This is a genomic window from Nocardia otitidiscaviarum, assembly GCF_007362295.1.
Taxonomy (GTDB): Bacteria; Actinomycetota; Actinomycetes; order Mycobacteriales; family Mycobacteriaceae; genus Nocardia; species Nocardia otitidiscaviarum.
Window position 1 is genome coordinate 7,633,335 of the sequence record NZ_CP041695.1, and the last position, 17,228, is coordinate 7,650,562.

19 protein-coding genes and 1 pseudogene are annotated in these 17,228 nt (G+C 64.7%); 16 read left to right on the top strand and 4 right to left on the bottom strand.

The window, feature by feature from the left end; all coding sequences use genetic code 11:
- Positions 1 to 11: 11 nt before the first annotated feature.
- The 5 genes from FOH10_RS34375 to FOH10_RS34395 all read left to right on the top strand — a co-directional run bounded on the left by FOH10_RS34375 (position 12) and on the right by FOH10_RS34395 (position 5,031).
- A complete protein-coding gene (locus tag FOH10_RS34375; protein WP_143983742.1) occupies positions 12 to 776 on the top strand; it encodes a peptidoglycan recognition protein family protein in 765 nt (254 codons plus the stop codon).
- A gap of 276 nt (positions 777 to 1,052) precedes the next feature.
- Positions 1,053 to 1,415 carry a hypothetical protein gene (locus FOH10_RS34380; RefSeq protein ID WP_143983743.1) on the top strand — a complete coding sequence of 121 codons (363 nt, stop codon included), beginning with the start codon at positions 1,053 to 1,055 and terminating at the stop codon, positions 1,413 to 1,415.
- A gap of 674 nt (positions 1,416 to 2,089) precedes the next feature.
- Positions 2,090 to 4,114, top strand: coding sequence for a hypothetical protein (locus FOH10_RS34385; RefSeq protein WP_143983744.1), 2,025 nt, complete (start codon positions 2,090 to 2,092; stop codon positions 4,112 to 4,114).
- Between the two features lie 74 nt (positions 4,115 to 4,188).
- On the top strand, positions 4,189 to 4,608 hold the full coding sequence (locus tag FOH10_RS34390; RefSeq protein ID WP_143983745.1) for a hypothetical protein: 420 nt from the start codon (positions 4,189 to 4,191) through the stop codon (positions 4,606 to 4,608).
- A gap of 63 nt (positions 4,609 to 4,671) precedes the next feature.
- Positions 4,672 to 5,031, top strand: a complete 360-nt coding sequence (locus tag FOH10_RS34395) for a hypothetical protein (protein ID WP_143983746.1) — start codon at positions 4,672 to 4,674, stop codon at positions 5,029 to 5,031.
- A 30-nt stretch (positions 5,032 to 5,061) separates the two neighbouring features.
- Here the strand turns inward: FOH10_RS34395 and FOH10_RS34400 are convergent, their stop codons facing one another.
- A complete protein-coding gene (locus FOH10_RS34400; RefSeq protein WP_244961495.1) occupies positions 5,062 to 5,580 on the bottom strand; it encodes a hypothetical protein in 519 nt (172 codons plus the stop codon).
- A 158-nt stretch (positions 5,581 to 5,738) separates the two neighbouring features.
- Here FOH10_RS34400 and FOH10_RS34405 point away from each other — a divergent pair, with 158 nt between their 5' ends.
- From FOH10_RS34405 to FOH10_RS34415, 3 genes are all read left to right on the top strand, one after another.
- Positions 5,739 to 6,500 (top strand): XRE family transcriptional regulator, encoded by a 762-nt coding sequence (locus tag FOH10_RS34405; protein ID WP_143983747.1) that lies wholly within the window; start codon positions 5,739 to 5,741, stop codon positions 6,498 to 6,500.
- Positions 6,484 to 6,957 carry an NUDIX domain-containing protein gene (locus FOH10_RS34410; protein WP_143983748.1) on the top strand — a complete coding sequence of 158 codons (474 nt, stop codon included), beginning with the start codon at positions 6,484 to 6,486 and terminating at the stop codon, positions 6,955 to 6,957. Before FOH10_RS34405 ends, FOH10_RS34410 begins: the two co-directional genes overlap by 17 nt.
- Before the next feature lie 198 nt (positions 6,958 to 7,155).
- Positions 7,156 to 7,962, top strand: a complete 807-nt coding sequence (locus FOH10_RS34415; RefSeq protein WP_143983749.1) for a hypothetical protein — start codon at positions 7,156 to 7,158, stop codon at positions 7,960 to 7,962.
- Between the two features lie 45 nt (positions 7,963 to 8,007).
- Here FOH10_RS34415 and FOH10_RS34420 read toward each other — a convergent pair whose 3' ends face one another.
- Complete coding sequence (locus FOH10_RS34420) at positions 8,008 to 8,430, bottom strand: DUF3592 domain-containing protein (protein WP_143983750.1); 423 nt, start codon at positions 8,428 to 8,430, stop codon at positions 8,008 to 8,010.
- Between FOH10_RS34420 and FOH10_RS36005 the strand changes: the two are divergent.
- Together FOH10_RS36005 and FOH10_RS36010 are read left to right on the top strand one after the other, a co-directional pair.
- Positions 8,363 to 9,031, top strand: a pseudogene (locus FOH10_RS36005) (FAD-binding protein); the annotation flags it as partial. The gene FOH10_RS34420 and the pseudogene FOH10_RS36005 overlap by 68 nt on opposite strands.
- A 294-nt stretch (positions 9,032 to 9,325) precedes the next feature.
- The gene (locus FOH10_RS36010) at positions 9,326 to 10,093 is read left to right on the top strand and encodes a BBE domain-containing protein (RefSeq protein WP_244962159.1); all 768 of its coding nucleotides are present in this window, start codon (positions 9,326 to 9,328) and stop codon (positions 10,091 to 10,093) included.
- 19 nt (positions 10,094 to 10,112) lie between these two features.
- Here the strand turns inward: FOH10_RS36010 and FOH10_RS34430 are convergent, their stop codons facing one another.
- Positions 10,113 to 10,943 (bottom strand): cyclase family protein, encoded by an 831-nt coding sequence (locus FOH10_RS34430; RefSeq protein ID WP_143983752.1) that lies wholly within the window; start codon positions 10,941 to 10,943, stop codon positions 10,113 to 10,115.
- A gap of 295 nt (positions 10,944 to 11,238) precedes the next feature.
- On the opposite strand from FOH10_RS34430, the gene FOH10_RS34435 reads away from it, so the two are divergent.
- Positions 11,239 to 11,643, top strand: coding sequence for a hypothetical protein (locus FOH10_RS34435; protein ID WP_143983753.1), 405 nt, complete (start codon positions 11,239 to 11,241; stop codon positions 11,641 to 11,643).
- Between the two features lie 177 nt (positions 11,644 to 11,820).
- Here FOH10_RS34435 and FOH10_RS34440 read toward each other — a convergent pair whose 3' ends face one another.
- Positions 11,821 to 12,558: an SDR family NAD(P)-dependent oxidoreductase gene (locus FOH10_RS34440; RefSeq protein ID WP_143983754.1), complete on the bottom strand. Its 738-nt coding sequence runs from the start codon at positions 12,556 to 12,558 to the stop codon at positions 11,821 to 11,823.
- Positions 12,559 to 12,633: 75 nt separating this feature from the next.
- Here FOH10_RS34440 and FOH10_RS34445 point away from each other — a divergent pair, with 75 nt between their 5' ends.
- The 5 genes from FOH10_RS34445 (at position 12,634) to FOH10_RS34465 (ending at position 17,174) form a co-directional block, all read left to right on the top strand.
- A complete protein-coding gene (locus tag FOH10_RS34445) occupies positions 12,634 to 13,458 on the top strand; it encodes an alpha/beta fold hydrolase (RefSeq protein WP_143983755.1) in 825 nt (274 codons plus the stop codon).
- A gap of 105 nt (positions 13,459 to 13,563) precedes the next feature.
- On the top strand, positions 13,564 to 14,913 hold the full coding sequence (gene mshA, locus FOH10_RS34450; RefSeq protein WP_425326171.1) for a D-inositol-3-phosphate glycosyltransferase: 1,350 nt from the start codon (positions 13,564 to 13,566) through the stop codon (positions 14,911 to 14,913).
- Positions 14,910 to 15,443, top strand: a complete 534-nt coding sequence (locus tag FOH10_RS34455; protein WP_228811440.1) for a type III secretion system chaperone family protein — start codon at positions 14,910 to 14,912, stop codon at positions 15,441 to 15,443. Before mshA ends, FOH10_RS34455 begins: the two co-directional genes overlap by 4 nt.
- Positions 15,444 to 15,461: 18 nt before the next feature.
- A complete protein-coding gene (locus FOH10_RS34460; protein WP_143983757.1) occupies positions 15,462 to 16,379 on the top strand; it encodes an ROK family protein in 918 nt (305 codons plus the stop codon).
- Positions 16,380 to 16,436: 57 nt separating this feature from the next.
- A complete protein-coding gene (locus tag FOH10_RS34465; RefSeq protein ID WP_029926117.1) occupies positions 16,437 to 17,174 on the top strand; it encodes a phosphoglyceromutase in 738 nt (245 codons plus the stop codon).
- Positions 17,175 to 17,228: the final 54 nt, after the last annotated feature.

Below are 17,228 nucleotides of genomic sequence, written 5' to 3' on the forward strand. Positions count from 1 at the left end.
TCGGCGCGGCCATGTCATGGAGCGGAGATCCGATCTGGCTCGCGGACGTGCTCCGCGCCGCCGGACTGCGGGTGATCGAACACGACGGCTGGCGCGACCGCGGGCACGGAGACTTCCGCGACCTGCGCGGCGTGCTCTGCCATCACACGGCGGGCGGTGGCGAGAACGACTGGCGAATCGTGCAGTACGGCCGTCCCGACCTGGAAGGCCCACTGGCCCAGCTGGTTCTGGAACGTGACGGCACCTACCGGGTGATCGCGGCGGGCGTGTGCTGGCACGCCGGCCGCGGCTCCTGGCCCGGTTGGCCCACCGACAATGCCAACTATCACGTCATCGGCATCGAGGCCGTATCACGCGGCGACGGAACCGATTGGACCCCGGCGCAACTCGACGCCTACAAGCGCGGCTGTGCCGCCATCCTGGCCCGCATCGGACGCACCGCCGCCGATTGCGTGGCCCATCGCGAATACAGCCGCGAAGGAAAAATTGACCCGGCTGGCATCGATATGACGGTGTTCCGCCGCGATGTCCAGGCCCTCATCGACGGAAAGGACGCACCGATGACCGCAGCGGAAGTCAGCCAGATCAAGGACTTCATCGCCGCGTTCTGCGGCCCGATCGGCAACGATGTCAAAGACATTCGCGAACAACTGTGCGGCCTCGCCCAGCGCGACGCCGGACAGTACGGCGGCTGGCCGCAGCTGGACAACCACACCGTGGTGGACGCGCTGGCCGACATTCGAGCCCGGCTGGACCGACTGGAACGGCAGGAGTAGCAGCCATGCCGAACCCTAGTCGACAGCACATACCCAGCTGGACCCCCGGAAACGTCAGTGCCGGTAGTTCCGCCGACACCGGCCCGAACCGGGTGTTCAACTTCAACAACATGAGCGAGGCGCAGACAGCGCGTCTCGTCAAACGAGTCAATCGCGGTCGAAAGATCGTGAAATCCGCTGGAAGCGCGCACAAGTCGTAGACGTCTCGTGTCGCGATGACCCACTAGGGCGGTGCTCCGGACCGGAGCACCGCCCTTCTTCATCAGGAGTCCCGAAATGACCGAAATCATTCATGTCGGCGTATGGCGCAGCACCGAGTGGTCGACCATCCAGATCCCCAATGGCGCCGAGCTCACCTGGGCCAAACGTGCCACCCTCGGCATCCCGGGTGGTTCCCCGGACCCGAACTACTTCCACACCTACTGGCGTGTACCCGACTGGTACTACGGCGAGCGAACCGCCCTGATCCGCACGGGTTCCTACCCCAGCACGGATATCGAAGGCAACCCGATCCCCAGCCTCTCCGGTATCCCGGGCGCGGTTCCGTTCATCAACAACGACGTCTTCTTCTGGATCAGCACAGAGGGTTTCGTCTCGGGCGACTACCCACCGAACTCCAGCCTCGCCCCCACATCCTGAACACTCCGGCCTCGCATCCGGTCGTAACGACCCGATGCGGCGCACAGCGCGGGTGGGCGTGAGTTGCCCTCCCGCGCTTTTTATTTCATCAGTCCCGAGCCCGAGTGGCCGGGACTTTTTCATGCCATTTCCCTGGAAGGTCTCCTTCGGATGTCCGAGAACAAAGCCATCGAAGTCGGTCGCGACGTGGGCGGCGTCCACCCATGAGCGCGCCAGGGATCGATTGGAAGCGACGCGCGGATTGGCTGGACTCACTGACTCCGCTGGCGGCCGTTGAAAGCCGTGACTCGGCGCAGCCCCGTGGGCGCGTACACGCCTATACGGGAATGAACCCGGAGCGTGCGGCACAAAAGCTCGCTCGAATACTGGCCGCCGAGGACCTTCAAGCCACCACACCCGTAGCTTCCGCTGCACGATCAATTCCCTCGGCACAGCAGATCGCGAAGCCATACGACCCGTATGCACCGGGCGGCGAGCAAGGCCCGATCCCTGTTCGGACGCCGCAACCCGACGGGGAGACCCCACCGAATGCGGTCGCACCGACACCCGCTCCGCCGAGGCGGCAGCCGTCGGAGACAGACACACCGGCGAATTCGGCTCCCGCCAGCACCGGGCCGACTGTCTTCGAACAGCTCTATGACCCGGACAGCACTGCGGGAACGCCGGGAACGCAGATGGCGCCGTTCATACCTACGCCGGATGCGACACCGCCCCGACAGCCACAGATCTCGCAAACACCCGCGAGTCGGACCGACGATCTGCTAGTCCAGCATGCGGCGAACCCCGAGGATCCCGGCACGGCTTCGACGGCTGCACTGCCGGACCTGGTAGCGAATCCGAGGACGATCTTCCTGACAGGTACCGCCTATACCGAACAGGACCTAGCCGCCGACGCCGACCTGGTGCGCCAGGGACCGATGTTGGGGCCGTACATCGGCAACGGACTGAGCGCCTACGACCGGGCATGGATGCGGATCGACAAGGCGCGCTACACGCCTATCGAGCAGCTCTATGACCTGCAGTGGGCCATGCGCGGCACCTACACCGTCGAGGAGATGCTCAGGCAGCAGCAAGCGATGCTGCGCCTGCAAGCGGCAGGAATCTCATGGCTGGATCCGGCTGTCCGAGAGCATGTCAACGCCGTGAAGGACCTCCCGGTCCTACTCGACCCCACCCAACCACCCAAGTACGCACCGCCCGCGACCGAGCCTGTCGATTCCGCACCAGCTCCGTCCAGGCCGTTCAACATCAACCAATGGCAGGCTGATATCTCCAACAGCGTCTACGGCGCGGTCGACGACATGTTCGTCAACCCCGCCGTGGTGCTATGGGAGTACAAACGTGGGGAAGGTGGCCACAGCGCCGCCGAGGCCGCAAGGGCGGCAGCGGAACTCGGCTTCAACATCGTCACCACGATCCCCGGCCCCGACACTGCGATTGCCGCCGGCGGGGCCTGGTTCCTGCGAGGGATTCGACGGCTGGGTCCGGAAGCGCGAGCACTGATCGAGGGCGCTGACAGCGCCGCGGACGCGGCGCGAGTGAGCAACCAACTCCAAGCCCAACGCCTCGTCGATGAAGTCGACGAGTTCGTTGGACGTCAACAATCCGGTTTTGGTGGCCCAAGTGTGGCACCGCCGTCCCGCGGAGACCTACCAAATCCCGTCCTGCCCGTGCCGTCAAAGCCACCAGCGGGCTCTGCTGGCCCACGCCAGCCTCGGGTTCCCGATCCGACGCCGGGCAACGCCGGAATACCCGGGGATCTGCGCCCACCCAATCCTAGAGCGGTACTTCCACAGTTACAGCACGCTCCAGGCCGATGGGTACCGAACTTCGCTCGCAACGGGTTCGAATCGGTCAGGCAACTGCCTCGGCGGCTTCTCAGTAAGGCAGACGATCTTGCTGCGACAACAGCATTGGTTCTGCAAGAAATAGCAGCGGTCTTTGTGCGGAACCCATTGCTAGCCGGAGGTCCGAATCGTCTCCCTGCTCCCGGCCGGTTCGGTGCCACCCGATTCAACATGGAGGCCCCGCGTGGAAATAACAGCAGAGTTCAGGGTGGTGGTAGAGGGCCTGAACAACGGGCCGCCGATGGCCATCCTGACTACTTCAAGCCTGACGGTAAGCCTGTTGTCAGGGTTGAATTATCAGACCCCCGTTTGCTGCAACCGCTGAAGGAGCGAAATATAGAAGGTGCTAAATATTTCGTAGATGAGCGGGGAGTTCCGCATAAGGTTGGAACCAAAGGGGATAATGACGATGCGCAGGCTGCCCTTCCTTTTCTTAATCAACAGCTGAAGCAATCGGGAGAATATTATAGCGGTAGTGGTTCAGGAAGTCGATACTACTTTCAAGCTGATCCTGACACTACGAGTTCTTTGGGAATCCCCAAAGCGGTGATCGCGGATACGGTTACGGGCACAACGGCTGACATGATCAGAGTTACATGGAGGGACGGAAAAATCGTCAGCGTACGATCTGTTGACGCTACGGGTACGCGATCTCGTCGGCCGCGTGCATATATCAGTGCTATCGATACAATCAACAACAAACTCTCCTTCGCTAGAAAGCATCAAGCGCAGGAGGTCGTGTATGTGGCACCCTCCGATGACTATGCAAACAAGGTAGCTGAGGCATTTGTTGATAATCCAAAAGTTCGCATCGTTAATCCGCTAACAGGATTCGACAGAGTTGGTGGCTAAAGGTGACGGCGGGCTGTCTTGTGTGGCATTATAGATGGGGCGGCGCTGACGGCAATTGGGATTGCAGCTAGGAGATGGGTATATTGAGCAGGTATGCTGAGATCGTCGTTTTAGCGCGTGACGCAAAGCTTGTGATGGACGGCCTTACGAAACCCGATAAATCGCGGCCATGGCAGCAGTCATTCATTCCGATCGATGATGCGATATTCTCTGGCGCGGGATATGAATTCGGATCCGATGAATGTTATATGTGGATTATCCAGTTTTATAGGAACAACTGGCAAGGATTGCTGGCACATCTTGAAAGCCTGCCATGGCCTCGGCCGGAGACGGTGCAGGTCCTAATTCGGGACGAAGAGGACGACTGCTTCGGTTTATGGATGATCTACGACGGCAAGCTAACGGAAGTCAATTTGCCGAGGACGCGCCGTGAAGTTGATCCCAGGCCGGGGTATGGTGTTTTGGTAAGAGAGGACAGCGGCATATCCGACTAGATGGTACACAGTTGGCGCGCTCGATGTCTTATCGGGCGGGTTGCGTAGCGGATGAGGCTGGAAGTGAGTGATGACTTTGCATTCTGGGTAGACACACGTGCTGCGGAATATTTTCGCGAAATCATACGCGAAATGGTCGAAAGCTATGAAATCTCTGAGTCTGAAGCTATTGCCCGGATCAATGAGAGGTTTATCGGCCTAGTGTTCACTGGCGAGAATATCATCTATCATGAGCCAGAATCCTATTGGGCAAGAGATATAATCTTCGGTCACGACGTCTGGTGGAAGGATAGCGAGTCTATTTCGAGGATTCCTCCGCCGATGCGCTGGCAACGCTGGCTGCATCGCCGATTGTGGTGGCAGCAGTGGTGCAAGCTACAGCGAACAAGGTGGTCGTCGAAGATGCGTCGGCGGCATCGTTGAAGAAGGGCGCTTCAAGATCCCTTCTTGCAGTCAGGCTCCATTTGCCCTGCCCTGCGGCAGTTCCGGCGACGGTGGTGTAGTGCGCCGCGTGTAGGTCGTCTCCGGCGTCACTGTGATCACGTCCAGCTTTTCGACCAGCGACGGTGGTACTCGGCCGGACTCGAAGTGCTCTGGCCCGGGGACGATGACCGCCTCCGCGGCGAGGCGGGTGGCCTGTGCTTTCAGCCGGGCCAGTGGCGGCCGCCCGAACTTCGGGTCGTAGACGATCATGTCGGCGAAGTCGTAGCCGAGCCGAGTGGCCAGCGTACGGATCTGGCTCTCGTCGTGGAACCGGGCAATTCCGGATACATCGGTTCGCAGGTACCCGATTGCCGTTCGCCTGTACTGCATCTCGGCTCCTCGCTGTGCGCTGTGGTCCGCATGGCGGCTCTCCAAGTAGACGCCGGGATGACAGTCGGTCGGGTCATCGTCGTAGGCGTTGATCTCGAGCACTCCATCCGGGAACTCTCCGAGCCGGATCCGCCTCGTCATATTGCTCCCCTCGTCCATTGGTGACCGCCGACCGAGGGACGGGGGCCTGCGCCGGCTTGGTGTCCTGTGGACCCACGGTATGACCGCCCGGCGGACACCTGAACTGCGCCGAGGACGCTTGCGCGGACATTCCGGAACCACTGAAACGTCCCGCGTGTGTCCACTATGGTTTCGGTATGAGCCAGCGTCTCGAATCGGCGATGCTGCGAGCACAATTGGGCTCCGCGGGGCTCGCAGCCGCTGTGGGTGTCGATGTGAAGACGGTCAACCGGTGGTTGGGTGGACGGGTGCCGCATCGACGGACTCGCCTCGAAGTGGCGCGGGTGCTGAACGAATCCGAGTACACGTTGTGGCCTCAGAGTCGGACAGACCTCGGGGTTGGGGCGCCAGCTACGGCTGAGGTGCTCGGCGCGTATGCGCATCGGGCCGACATTCCCAATGATCTGTGGACATCACTGCTGCTCGGCGCGAAGGATCGGATAGATATCGTCGGCTACGCCTACCCGTTTGTATTCGAGTTGTTGCCAGATGCGGCTGATATCGTGGCCGCGAAGTGTCGGAACGGCACTCGCGTCCGGCTCGCGTTCGCAGACCCTGATTGTGCCCATGTAGCCGAGCGGGATGCGTTGGAGCAGATGAACGGAACTCTGGCCGGGCGTATCCGTAACGCTTTGAGCATGCTGGGAGCGTTGGCTGACACCTCGGGGTGTGAGATCGGCTTGCACACCGTGCATTTGTACAACTCAGTGTTCCGGTTCGATGACCAGATGATCGTCACGCCGTATCTCGTCCGTGCTCGCGGCTACCAGCATACAGCGCTGCACTTGAGGAAACTGTCGCCGCACGGCATGTTCTCGTCTTTCGCCGATCAGGTCGAGCAGATCTGGGGCAGCGTGGCCCCCTACAGTGAAGGGGCCGTTCATGGGCAAACGGCGTGACTACTACCGGGATCCGAACGCGCCGAAGCCTAACAGCTTGGTTCCGGGTGGTTCCGCATTGGTCGTCGATGATCGAGGTGCGATTCTGATGCAGCGCCGCAGCGACTCCGGAAACTGGTCGCTTCCGGGTGGGGTGATGGATATCGGAGAAACGCTCGAGCAGTGCGTGATTCGGGAGACGAAAGAAGAAACCGGGCTCGATATCGAGATCACCGGCCTGCTGGGGATCTATACGGATCCCGAGCATGTCATCGAGTATGCCGACGGTGAGATTCGCCAAGAGTTCAATATCACGTACTACGGTCGCGTGTCCGGAGGTCGGATAGCGGTCAGCAATGAATCCACAGAGGTTCGATTCGTTCGGCCGGACGAACTGGAGAGACTGCCGGTACATGAAACTGTCAGACTGCGGCTGCAACATCACTCTGAAAAGAGAGCCGACCCATACCTCGGGTGATGCATAGCGCGGTCAACAGATTGGGGAGGGACCATGAACGGTTTTGGGGTTATGTTGCCGGTCGCTGTCGGCGTGGCCGCCGATGCGGCTCTGCGGCCGGTCTCTGGGATTCGGTAACGGATGTCTGACGCTCGTCTCCCGGGAACGCCACCTGGTTTCCGTTGGTATTGCGCCTGGCGGGAGCCTTGCGGAATCGGGATGCTGATCTTCAGCGTCGTGGCGCTGGTGTTGGCGGTCGTGCTTCCGGCTGTGGTGTTGAGGTCCGTCGAATCGAGTGCTGGCGGGCGGATCTGGTTGGCGGTGCTGGTTTTCGTGTCCTTCAGTCTGGTCGGCGGGGCCAGCTGGCGCTTGGCCAACCCGCGGCACCCGTCCGTACATGCTGAATCCTCCGGTGAGAAGGGCGCTGTCACCCTCCGGCCGCCGCGAGGGCAGGTGGTGTTGGTGGGAAGCTTTCTAATGGCGGCTGTCGCCATGGTCTGGTGGGGTGTTTCCACTGAGGAGGCCGAGATCGCTGTCTCCGGCAGCATGGGGATTGTGCTCCTGCTCCCGGCTCTGGCGTTGCTGTGCTGGTACCAGAGGCATTCGAGACTGGTGCTGTCTCCCAACGGTTTCCGGGTCATGACCCCTCACTGCGATTGGGAGTTTCGCTGGGAGGCGGTTACGGCGATCGGAGTCGGGGACGATGGCAAGAACGCGCCTGCTGTCACCATCCACTGTCCGTCCACCGCGATGGTGTCGCGTCGTTCGCTGTTTCCCGCCCCAGCAGGATGGCGGCCACCTCCGCAATCGACGGACGGGCCATGGAAGATTGTTCCCGCGATATGGGGAGTGGCACCGAACTCTCTGATATCGACATTGATTTTCTTGCGCAACCAGGGCACCACTCGAAGCTCATTGCGCCAAACACATCTCCTTGCGATGCTTGCCGCGCCACCGCTGCGTGTTCGTATTCGGACGAGTCGGGCGATAGCTGCCTCCGCTGGAGATCCTACAAATGGACCGTGACGATCCCGGAAGTTGTTCGCCGAGTTGAACCGTAGGGAAGCCGCGCTACCGGCAGCTGAGAAGAATGAAGCGCAAGCCGATGAGCAGTAGTGCGATGCCGAGGGCGCCGAAGAAGAGTTGTAGGTAGAAGAGGCTGAGGAAGCCTGCGTCGAGTAGGGCGTGGTTGGGGTGCTGGGGGTCGTAGCGGACAGTGACGGTGTCGCCGTGTGCGTGGTCCCGGGACGTCACGGAGACTCCGCCTTCGATGCGGATGCGCTTGCCGCTTGTCGTGGTGAATTCGACCAGTAGGGACTTGCCGCTTCGGCTCGCGCTGCCTGCGAAGCCGACCACGGTTCCCTGTGCGGTGGACGATTCGGCGAGGAACAGTGCGCGGTTTCCGGTGGAAGCGGCGGCGAGTGCTATGAGGACCGTGCCGGCGAGTGTGCATAACAGTGTGAGGACTCTGTGGCCGGTTGTGGATTGCTGCACGGGGGCACTTTCTGGGCGTGCCGTGTCGGTGCGGTGGAGTAGTGGGCTTGACGCTACTGTCCCGGGTGACCGTGTGGAAGTCGCCTGGAGGGAGAGGTTCGTGTCGGTTTCTCGTCGGCGGTTTCTTGCTGCGTCTGCTGTTGGTACCGCTGTTGGGGCGCTGGGGGTTTCGGTGGCTCGGGCTGGGGAGCCCGGGGTGGTCGGGGTGGGGGATGCCGAGTATGGGCGGTTGGTGGGGCGAGGGTATAACCGGCGGTTCACTGCTCGGCCGGAGAGGATATTCGTGCCGAGTAGTGGTGATGAGGTGCGGGTTGCGGTTGAGCGGGCGGTCGGTGAGGGGTTGCGGGTGGCCGTGCGGTCGGGTGGGCATGGGTTCGAGGACTTTGTGGATAACCCGGGGACGCAGGGGATTATCGACTTGGGGCGGGTGCGGGATGTTTATTGGGATGAGGAGCATCGGGCGTTTTCGGTGGGTGCCGGTGCTGATTTGGGGGATGTCTACGAGCGGTTGCTCGGGGGCTGGGGTGTGACGGTGCCCGCGGGGATCTGTCAGGGGGTCGGGGCCGGTGGGCATATTGCCGGGGGTGGGTATGGGCCGTTGTCTCGGCGGTTCGGGCTGGTGTCGGATCACCTGTACGGGGTGGAGGTTGTCACCGTGGATTCGGGTGGGCGGGCTTCCGTCACCGTGGCGACTCGGGACGGGGCACACCGGGATCTGTGGTGGGCTCATACCGGTGGGGGCGGTGGGAATTTCGGGGTGGTGACGCGGTATTTGATGCGGTCGGCGGATGCTGATGGGGGAGACGCCAGGCGGGCGTTGCCGATGGCTCCGGGGAGCATGGTGACTACGCGGATCGTGTTGCCTGTTGCGACCGAGGAGTCGTTCGTTCGGTTCGTGGGGAACTATCTCGCGTTCTTCGAGGAGCATCGGGAACCGGGGGATCGGTTCGCGGGGTTGTATGCGCCGCTGCATGTGAAGCCGGGGCTGGTGGGGTCGGATGTGCTGGTATTGCTCGATGGGGATCGGGCGGATGCCGGGGCGATGTTCGACGAGTTCGTGGCGGCGTTGTCGGCGGGGGTGATGCCGGGGCCGGTGGTGCTGCCGGTGACGCGGGCCTCGTACGCGGAGACGCTGGCGAATACCTATTACGCCAAGGGGATGCCCGGATTTCGAGTGAAGGCGCGGTCGGGGTATCTGCGGCGGGCGTACTCGGAGGAGCAGTTGCGGGTGCTGTACCGGTATCTCAGCGATGTGCGGTATCTCGGGGAATCGCAGGTGGAATTCCTGCCGGTCGGCGGGGCCGTCAATGCGGTGGCGGCGGATGCGACGGCTACCCCGGCGCGGGACTCGTTCATGAAAATGCTGATTCACGCCGCGTGGCGCTCGCCGGGGGATGACGAGCGATTCGTCGCGTGGGCGCGGGAGATGTATCGGGAGCTGTACGCGGAAACCGGTGGAGTGCCGGTGCGGGATGCGGCCAACGGCGGTGCGTACATCAACTATCCGGATGCGGATCTGGCGGATCCGCACTGGAATACGTCGGGGGTGCCCTGGTACACGCTCTACTACGGCGACAATTACCAGCGGTTGCGGCGGATCAAGGCCGAGTGGGATCCGAATACGGTATTCCGGCACGGTCTTTCACTGGACCGGCCCGCCTGACGAAGCGGAACGACGCGAATCAGGTCAGCGCCAGCACCCGGCACGGGCCGCCGGTGCCGCCCGCGTGTTTGGGTGCGCCGATGACGACGGTCGCGCCGGACACCGGCACCCGGGCCAGGTTCGCGAGCATTTCGACGCCGTAGCGTCCCGCGCCGAGAAAGGCCGTGTGCGCGCCGAATTCGCGGCTCGCGCCGGGATCCAAGCTCAGGGTGTCGACGCCCGCGCCGACTATGGAGCGCTCGGTCACCAGGAATTCCGCTGCGGCGGTGTCGAATCCGGGCGCGTGCGGGCGACCTTCGGCATCCAGGTTCAGGAACGAGCCGGGTGCGGTGAGCCGCTGCTCCCAGCCGGAGTGCATCGCGACGAAGGCGCGGTCGGGAATGCGGCCGTGACGCGACTCCCATTCCTCGATATCGGAAATCGTGAGCACCGCATCGGGGTCGGTCGATGCCTTCGACTCGATATCGACGACCACCAGGGGAGCGACCAGGTCGTCGGCGGGGATTCGGTCCACGGCCGCCGCGTCCCGCACCCGGTGCAGGGGAGCGTCGATATGGGTGCCCGTATGTTCCCAGTAGGCCAGCGCGTTCTGACCGAAACCGCCGTGGTCGTGCCATGCCACCGGCACCGAGATGAATGGCGGATTTCCGGGCCAGACGGGGAGTTCCGGCGTCAGCACATGCGTCAGATCGACCACCCGCCCCGAGGAATTCGGCTCCGCTCGAGCGGAGCCGATCGCGGAAACCGCGGCCAGCGCTCCCGCACTCGCGGCACCGAGCCAGGCGCGCCTGCTGAGCCGAGGGCTGTCGGCCGCGGTATGGGCGGCGCGGACAATCCGCGGTGAGCACATACGTCCTTCTCTCCGGCGGGTGGAACATTCGCTACGCACCATTGCACTTCCGCCGGACCGTTATTCGCCAGATCGAGCAAATGAGATCTTCGTCATACCGGCGCGGTGCGAGTTGGCGTGAATGTCCATTTGCGGTGCAGGGCAGAGCGTTTCGGCGGATGTACTCGACCGATCGGTCTTCCCGGCATTGAACTGGAACAGGTTTGAACTTGTCGGACCCTTCGGATAGAAGTTGGACGTTCAATTCAAACCGAGGCATTTCGCACTCGGAGTCGGGGAGAAACGGGGTTAGGACATGGTCCGTCGGGCTTTCAAGAATGCCGGTCGCAAGGCTGTTATCGGGGCGGTCGCGGTGAGCGCGATTTTCGCCGGAGCCGGGGTGGCGTCGGCTGAGACGGCAGCGCCGGAGCCGGTTGCCGTGCAGCAGATTTCGGGTGGAATTCCGCTCGAGATCGCCACCGATCCGAATGCGCAGAACTCCGATCCGCTGGCCAATGGCGCGGCCGCCGGTGCGGCCGCCGGTGCCGTGGGTTCGGCCGCCACGAATGCCGCCGCCTGCCTGCTGGTGCCCGGCGCGGGTAGCGTCGCCGCGCCCGCCTGCGCACTCGCCGGTGCCGTGCACGGCGCGATGACCGGCACCATTATCGGCCTGCTGGTCGGTGCGGTGTCGCCGCAGTCGGTGCCGCAGGTGCTGCCCTGATCGAATGAATTCCGACGTGCCTGACGAGGTGCGGCCGGAAACGAGCTTGGCGTCCGCTCCCGCCTGACGAGGTAGGGGCGGATCGAAACGGAGCCCGGAATCGGCGAACGATTCCGGGCTCTTTCGCGCTCGGGCCCTTTTGTGTTCCGGCCCTTTCGTGTTCCGGGTGGTCGAGTGTCAGGAACGGCGCGCGAAACGGCCCGCCTCGGCCTGATCCCTCGGCTTGACGATGATCTGGTCCAGATTCACGTGCGGCGGGCGCGAGGCCACGAAGCCGACGATTTCGGCGATGTCCTGGGCGACAAGCGGATCGATGCCTCGATAGACACCGGCGGCCCGTTCCTCGTCGCCTTTGAAGCGGACCAGGGAGAATTCGGTTTCCACCGCGCCCGGCGCGATTTCGGTGAGCCGGACCGGCTGGCCGAGGAGTTCGCCGCGCAAGGTGCGGTGCAATACCGCCTGCGCGTGCTTGGCCGAGGTGTAGCCGGAACCATTGTCGTAGGCGTGGAACGCCGCCATCGAGGTGATGGTGACGATCAGCCCGTCGCCGGAGGCGATGAGTTTCGGCAGCAGCGCCTTCGTCACCCGCAGCGTGCCCAGCACATTCGTTTCCCACATCCAGCGCCAGTCGTCGAGATCCGCGTCCGCGACGGTCGCCAAACCCTTCGCGCCACCGGCATTGTTGACCAGCACATCCACGGTTTCGACCGCCTCGGTGAAGGCGCGTACCGATTCCTCGTCGGTGACGTCCAGGGGCAGGGCGGTGCCGCCGATCTCCGCGGCCAGTTTCTCCAGCCGATCGACGCGGCGGGCGCCCACGTACACGTGGTAGCCCTGTTTGGCGAGTTCGCGGGCGGTGGCCTCCCCGATGCCCGAGCTGGCTCCGGTGACGACGGCGGTGCGAGTGCTGCTCATAGTGCGAGCTTAAGCCGCCCCCATCGGGAACATTCCGGTCGGTAGCTCCACTCGGAAAGGTTTAGCCTGACGGGTATGGCGATTCGTGAAGTGGTGAGCGCGGACGGGACGACCATCGTGTACCGGGCGGAGGGGCCGGCCGACGCGCGGCCGCTGGTGCTGCTGCACGGCTGGGCCGGAAACCTGCGCTGCTGGGGGCGCGCCGGTGACCTGCTGGCGCAGCGGTACCGGGTGATCGCCGTGGACCTGCGCGGGCACGGGTACTCCGGCGCGCCGGAGAGCGGCTACGACAATCCGAAGAACTGGGCCGCCGACGTGGCCGCGGTACTGGCGGGCGAGGGCATCGAGCGGGACGCGGTGCTGCTCGGCTGGTCCTACGGCGGCATCGTGCAGACCGACTACGTCGCCACCTACGGCACCGCCGCCGTCGCGGGCCTGATCTACAGCGGTTCCCTGGCCGGAATCGGTCGCGGCGTCCCGGGAGCCGAACCCGGCCCGGCCATGCAGAAGGCCATCCCGGACGTGTTCGAGGACAGCGCCGGGCGCGCCATGCGCGGGTTCGCCGCCTTCGGCAATGCCAACACCGGACCCGGCCGGGACAAGGGCGAGGACGCGCAGCGCCTGTTCGGCGGCAGCCTCGCGACCCTGCCGCGGGTGCGCAAGGCCCTGTTCTACCGCACCACCGACAACACCGACACCTTGCGCACCCTCGACATCCCGGTCTTCGTCATGCACGGCACCGCCGATCCGGTGGTTCCGATCGAGAGTGGCCGCTATATCGCGGAGACCGCCCCGCACGTGCGCACCTCCTACTGGGACGACGCGCAGCACGGGTTGTTCGTGGAGGATCCGGAGCGGTTCGCCGCCGAGGTCACCGAGTTCGTCGAAGGTCTCGCGTAGGCGATTTCGGTCAACCACCCTTCTCGAATTACCTTGTGACCCCGGTCACTTGGTGGGGTAACTCATGTACGACCCCGCCTCCCGCGCGTGCACACTGGGTGAGTGGTGAGTCAACGTAGCGACCTACGGCCGAATCGGATTGCCGTCCTGTCGGTGCATACCTCGCCACTCGCCCAACCCGGTACCGGTGACGCCGGGGGTATGAACGTCTACGTCCTGCAAACCGCCATCGAGCTGGCCAAACGCGGCACCGAGGTGGAGATCTTCACCCGCGCCACCTCCTCCAACGACGAGCCCGCGGTCGAGGCCGCGCCGGGCGTACTGGTGCGCCATGTGGTCGCCGGACCGTTCGAGGGGCTCGACAAGCACGACCTGCCCACACAGCTGTGCCCGTTCGCGGCCGAGGTGCTGCGGACCGAGGCGCGGCACCAGCCCGGGCACTACGACCTCATCCATTCGCACTATTGGCTGTCCGGCCAGGTCGGCTGGCTGACGCGGGACCGCTGGCGGGTGCCCATGGTGCACACCGCGCACACCCTGGCCGCCGTGAAGAACCTGCACCTGGCGGAGGGCGACTGCCCGGAACCGGCCGCCCGGGAGATCGGCGAGAAGCAGATCGTCGCCGAGGCCGACCGCCTGGTCGCCAACACCGGCGCGGAAGCCCGCGAACTCGTGCAGCTCTACGGTGCGGAACCCGAGCGCATCGACGTGGTGCTGCCGGGCGCGGACCTCACCCGCTACCGCCCCGGCGACCGCACCGCCGCCCGCATCGAACTCGGCCTGCCGCTCGACGAGCGCATCGTCGCCTTCGTCGGCCGTATCCAGCCCCTCAAGGCCCCCGATGTGCTGGTGCGCGCCGCCGCCCGCGTCCTCGCAGACGATCCGGAGACTCCGCTGCGCGTCCTGATCGTGGGCGGACCCTCCGGCACCGGTCTGGAACGCCCGGACGCCCTCATGGACCTGGCCGCCGACCTGGGCATCGCCGACCGCGTCACCTTCCTGCCGCCGCAGCCCCCGCACCGGCTGGTGCAGGTGTACCGGGCCGCCGACCTGGTGGCCGTCCCCAGCTACAACGAATCGTTCGGGCTGGTCGCCATCGAGGCACAGGCCAGCGGCACCCCGGTACTCGCGGCCGAGGTGGGTGGCCTCGGCACCGCCGTACGCGACGGCGTCTCCGGCCTGCTCGTCCCCGGCCACCGCACCGACGACTGGGCGGCGGCGCTGCGCTCGCTGTTCGACACCCCCGCCCGCCTGCGCGAGATGGGCACGGCGGCGGTCGAACACGCCGCCAACTTCTCCTGGGCGCACACCGCCGACGGTCTGCTGAACAGTTACTCCGCCGCCCTGGCCGGATTCCGCGACACCCGTATGCGCAGGAGTACGGTGGCGACGGAGAGCAATCAGGCCAGATCGCGGGCGCTGTGGCGGCGCCGGATGGGAGCAGTTCGTCGATGAGCGACCCGAACCTGCCGACCGCGCAGATGACCGAGACCGCGCTCGCCACGGCCCGGCTCATCGACGACACCCTGCGCGATCGCGAGATCGAATACTCGCGCGAACGCGAGGACATGTTCGTCGCGGTGCTGCCGGGTGAACGCAAGCTCAAGACCAATGTCATCGTCACCGTCGGCAATCACGGCGTGCGGATGGAGACCTTCGTCTGCCGTAAGCCGGACGAAAATCACGAGGGCGTCTACAAATTCATGCTGCGGCGCAACCGCCGCCTCTACGGCGTGGCCTACACCCTCGACAATCTGGGCGATATCTACCTGGTCGGCCGGATGGCCACACATGCCGTCACCCCGGACGAACTCGACCGCTGGTTCGGGCAGATCCTCGAGGCCGTCGACGCCGACTTCAATGTGCTGCTCGAACTGGGCTTCGCGGAATCCATTCGGCGGGAATGGAAATGGCGCGTCTCGCGCGGGGAGTCGCTGAAGAACCTGCGCGCCTTCGAACATCTCGTCGACACCGATCAGTCCTGAACCGTAGGGTCGCCGACCATGGTGATGCTGGCGCTGGATATCGGCGCGACGAAATTCGCTGCCGGAACGGTGGATCCGGACGGGGCGGTACAGGATGTGCGGCGGATTCCGGTACCGCGCGCCGAGGTGTGGGACGCCTGCCGCGACCTGCTGACCAGCGTGGCCGGGGATGCCGAGGTGACCGCCGTCGGCATCGGCGCGGCCGGACCCGTGGATGTGCGCACCGGCACCACCGGCCCGCTCAATATCCCCGAATGGGTGCACGGGTTCGAACTCGAGCAGGCCGTCCGGAAGTTGTTCCCGGACGCCATTATCCGTTTCGCCATCGACGGCGTCTGCCTGGTGCTGGCCGAACAGCGTTTCGGCGCGGCGCGCGGCATCCCGAACGTGCTGGCGCTGACCGTCTCCTCCGGGATAGGCGGCGGTGTCATCAGCAATGGCCGAGTCGTGTTCGGCCGCACCGGAAACGCCGGACACATCGGCCACATCATCGTGCCGGGCAGTGACGAGCCGTGCGCCTGCGGCGGTTTCGGCTGCGTGGAGGCCGTGGCCAGCGGGCCGTCCTCGGTGCGGTGGGCGCGCCGCCAGGGCTGGACCGGCAGCACCGGCATCGAATTGTCCAACGCCGCGCGGGCGGGCGACGAGATCGCCATCGCCGCACTGCGTCGCGCGGGCACCGCACTGGGGATCGCCATCTCGTCCGCCGCCGCGCTGCTCGACACCGACCTGGTGGTCGTGGGCGGCGGTTTCGCGCAATCCGGTGAACACCTCTGGCGGCCGCTGCGGGACACCGTCGCCGCCCACGCCCGCCTCACCTTCACCCGCGGTCTGCACGTACTGCCCTCGGAACTCACCGATCAGGCCACTCTCGCGGGCGCGGGCCTGCTCGCCTACGACGCCGCCGAGGACGCCCCGGGCAACTGCCTGTCGTTCTGACAGGGGAGCTCCCAGGGTCTCGATTGCGAACGAATCCGCACGTGGGAGGATGGCCCCATGACGTACACCCTGGTACTGCTGCGCCACGGCGAGAGCGAATGGAATGCCCTGAATCTGTTCACCGGCTGGGTGGACGTGCGCCTGACCGACAAGGGTGTGGCCGAGGGCAAGCGCGCCGGTGAACTGCTGGCCGAGCAGGGCATCCTGCCGGATGTCGTCTACACCTCGCTGCTGCGGCGCGCCATCTCCACCGCCAACAACGCTCTGGACGCCTGCGACCGGCACTGGATTCCGGTCATCCGCGACTGGCGGCTCAACGAGCGCCACTACGGTGCGTTGCAGGGCAAGAACAAGGCGGAGATCAAGGAGCAGTACGGCAACGAGCAGTTCATGCTCTGGCGTCGCAGCTACGACACCCCGCCGCCGCCCATCGAGCCGGGCAGCGAGTACAGCCAGGACGGCGATCCGCGCTACGACGGCATCGAGGTGCCGCTGACCGAATGCCTGAAGGATGTCGTGGCGCGCATGGTGCCCTACTGGGAGGACACCATTTCGAAGGATCTCGTCGCCGGTAAGACGGTTCTGGTCGCCGCGCACGGCAATTCGCTGCGTGCCCTGGTGAAGCATCTGGACGGCATCTCCGACGAGGACATCGCGGGGCTGAACATTCCCACCGGCATTCCGCTCAAGTACGAACTGGACGAGAATCTGCGACCGGTCGGCCCGGCCGTGTACCTGGATCCGGAGGCCGCGGCCGCCGGTGCCGCCGCGGTGGCGAACCAGGGCGCGAAGTAGGACGGTTCGGCTGGCGATCGCTGCCGGATTTCGACGCGTTGTGACCGAATTATT

What these genes read in the sequence shown, in the direction of transcription:
- FOH10_RS34375 (WP_143983742.1), top strand. Translation starts at nt 12, where the DNA reads ATGTCATGGAGCGGAGATCCGATCTGGCTCGCGGACGTGCTCCGCGCC.
- FOH10_RS34380 (WP_143983743.1), top strand. Translation starts at nt 1,053, where the DNA reads ATGACCGAAATCATTCATGTCGGCGTATGGCGCAGCACCGAGTGGTCG.
- FOH10_RS34385 (WP_143983744.1), top strand. Translation starts at nt 2,090, where the DNA reads ATGGCGCCGTTCATACCTACGCCGGATGCGACACCGCCCCGACAGCCA.
- FOH10_RS34390 (WP_143983745.1), top strand. Translation starts at nt 4,189, where the DNA reads ATGGGTATATTGAGCAGGTATGCTGAGATCGTCGTTTTAGCGCGTGAC.
- FOH10_RS34400 (WP_244961495.1), bottom strand. Translation starts at nt 5,580, where the DNA reads ATGGACGAGGGGAGCAATATGACGAGGCGGATCCGGCTCGGAGAGTTC.
- FOH10_RS34405 (WP_143983747.1), top strand. Translation starts at nt 5,739, where the DNA reads ATGAGCCAGCGTCTCGAATCGGCGATGCTGCGAGCACAATTGGGCTCC.
- FOH10_RS34410 (WP_143983748.1), top strand. Translation starts at nt 6,484, where the DNA reads ATGGGCAAACGGCGTGACTACTACCGGGATCCGAACGCGCCGAAGCCT.
- FOH10_RS34415 (WP_143983749.1), top strand. Translation starts at nt 7,156, where the DNA reads ATGCTGATCTTCAGCGTCGTGGCGCTGGTGTTGGCGGTCGTGCTTCCG.
- FOH10_RS34430 (WP_143983752.1), bottom strand. Translation starts at nt 10,943, where the DNA reads ATGTGCTCACCGCGGATTGTCCGCGCCGCCCATACCGCGGCCGACAGC.
- FOH10_RS34435 (WP_143983753.1), top strand. Translation starts at nt 11,239, where the DNA reads ATGGTCCGTCGGGCTTTCAAGAATGCCGGTCGCAAGGCTGTTATCGGG.
- FOH10_RS34440 (WP_143983754.1), bottom strand. Translation starts at nt 12,558, where the DNA reads ATGAGCAGCACTCGCACCGCCGTCGTCACCGGAGCCAGCTCGGGCATC.
- FOH10_RS34445 (WP_143983755.1), top strand. Translation starts at nt 12,634, where the DNA reads ATGGCGATTCGTGAAGTGGTGAGCGCGGACGGGACGACCATCGTGTAC.
- FOH10_RS34455 (WP_228811440.1), top strand. Translation starts at nt 14,910, where the DNA reads ATGAGCGACCCGAACCTGCCGACCGCGCAGATGACCGAGACCGCGCTC.
- FOH10_RS34460 (WP_143983757.1), top strand. Translation starts at nt 15,462, where the DNA reads ATGGTGATGCTGGCGCTGGATATCGGCGCGACGAAATTCGCTGCCGGA.
- FOH10_RS34465 (WP_029926117.1), top strand. Translation starts at nt 16,437, where the DNA reads ATGACGTACACCCTGGTACTGCTGCGCCACGGCGAGAGCGAATGGAAT.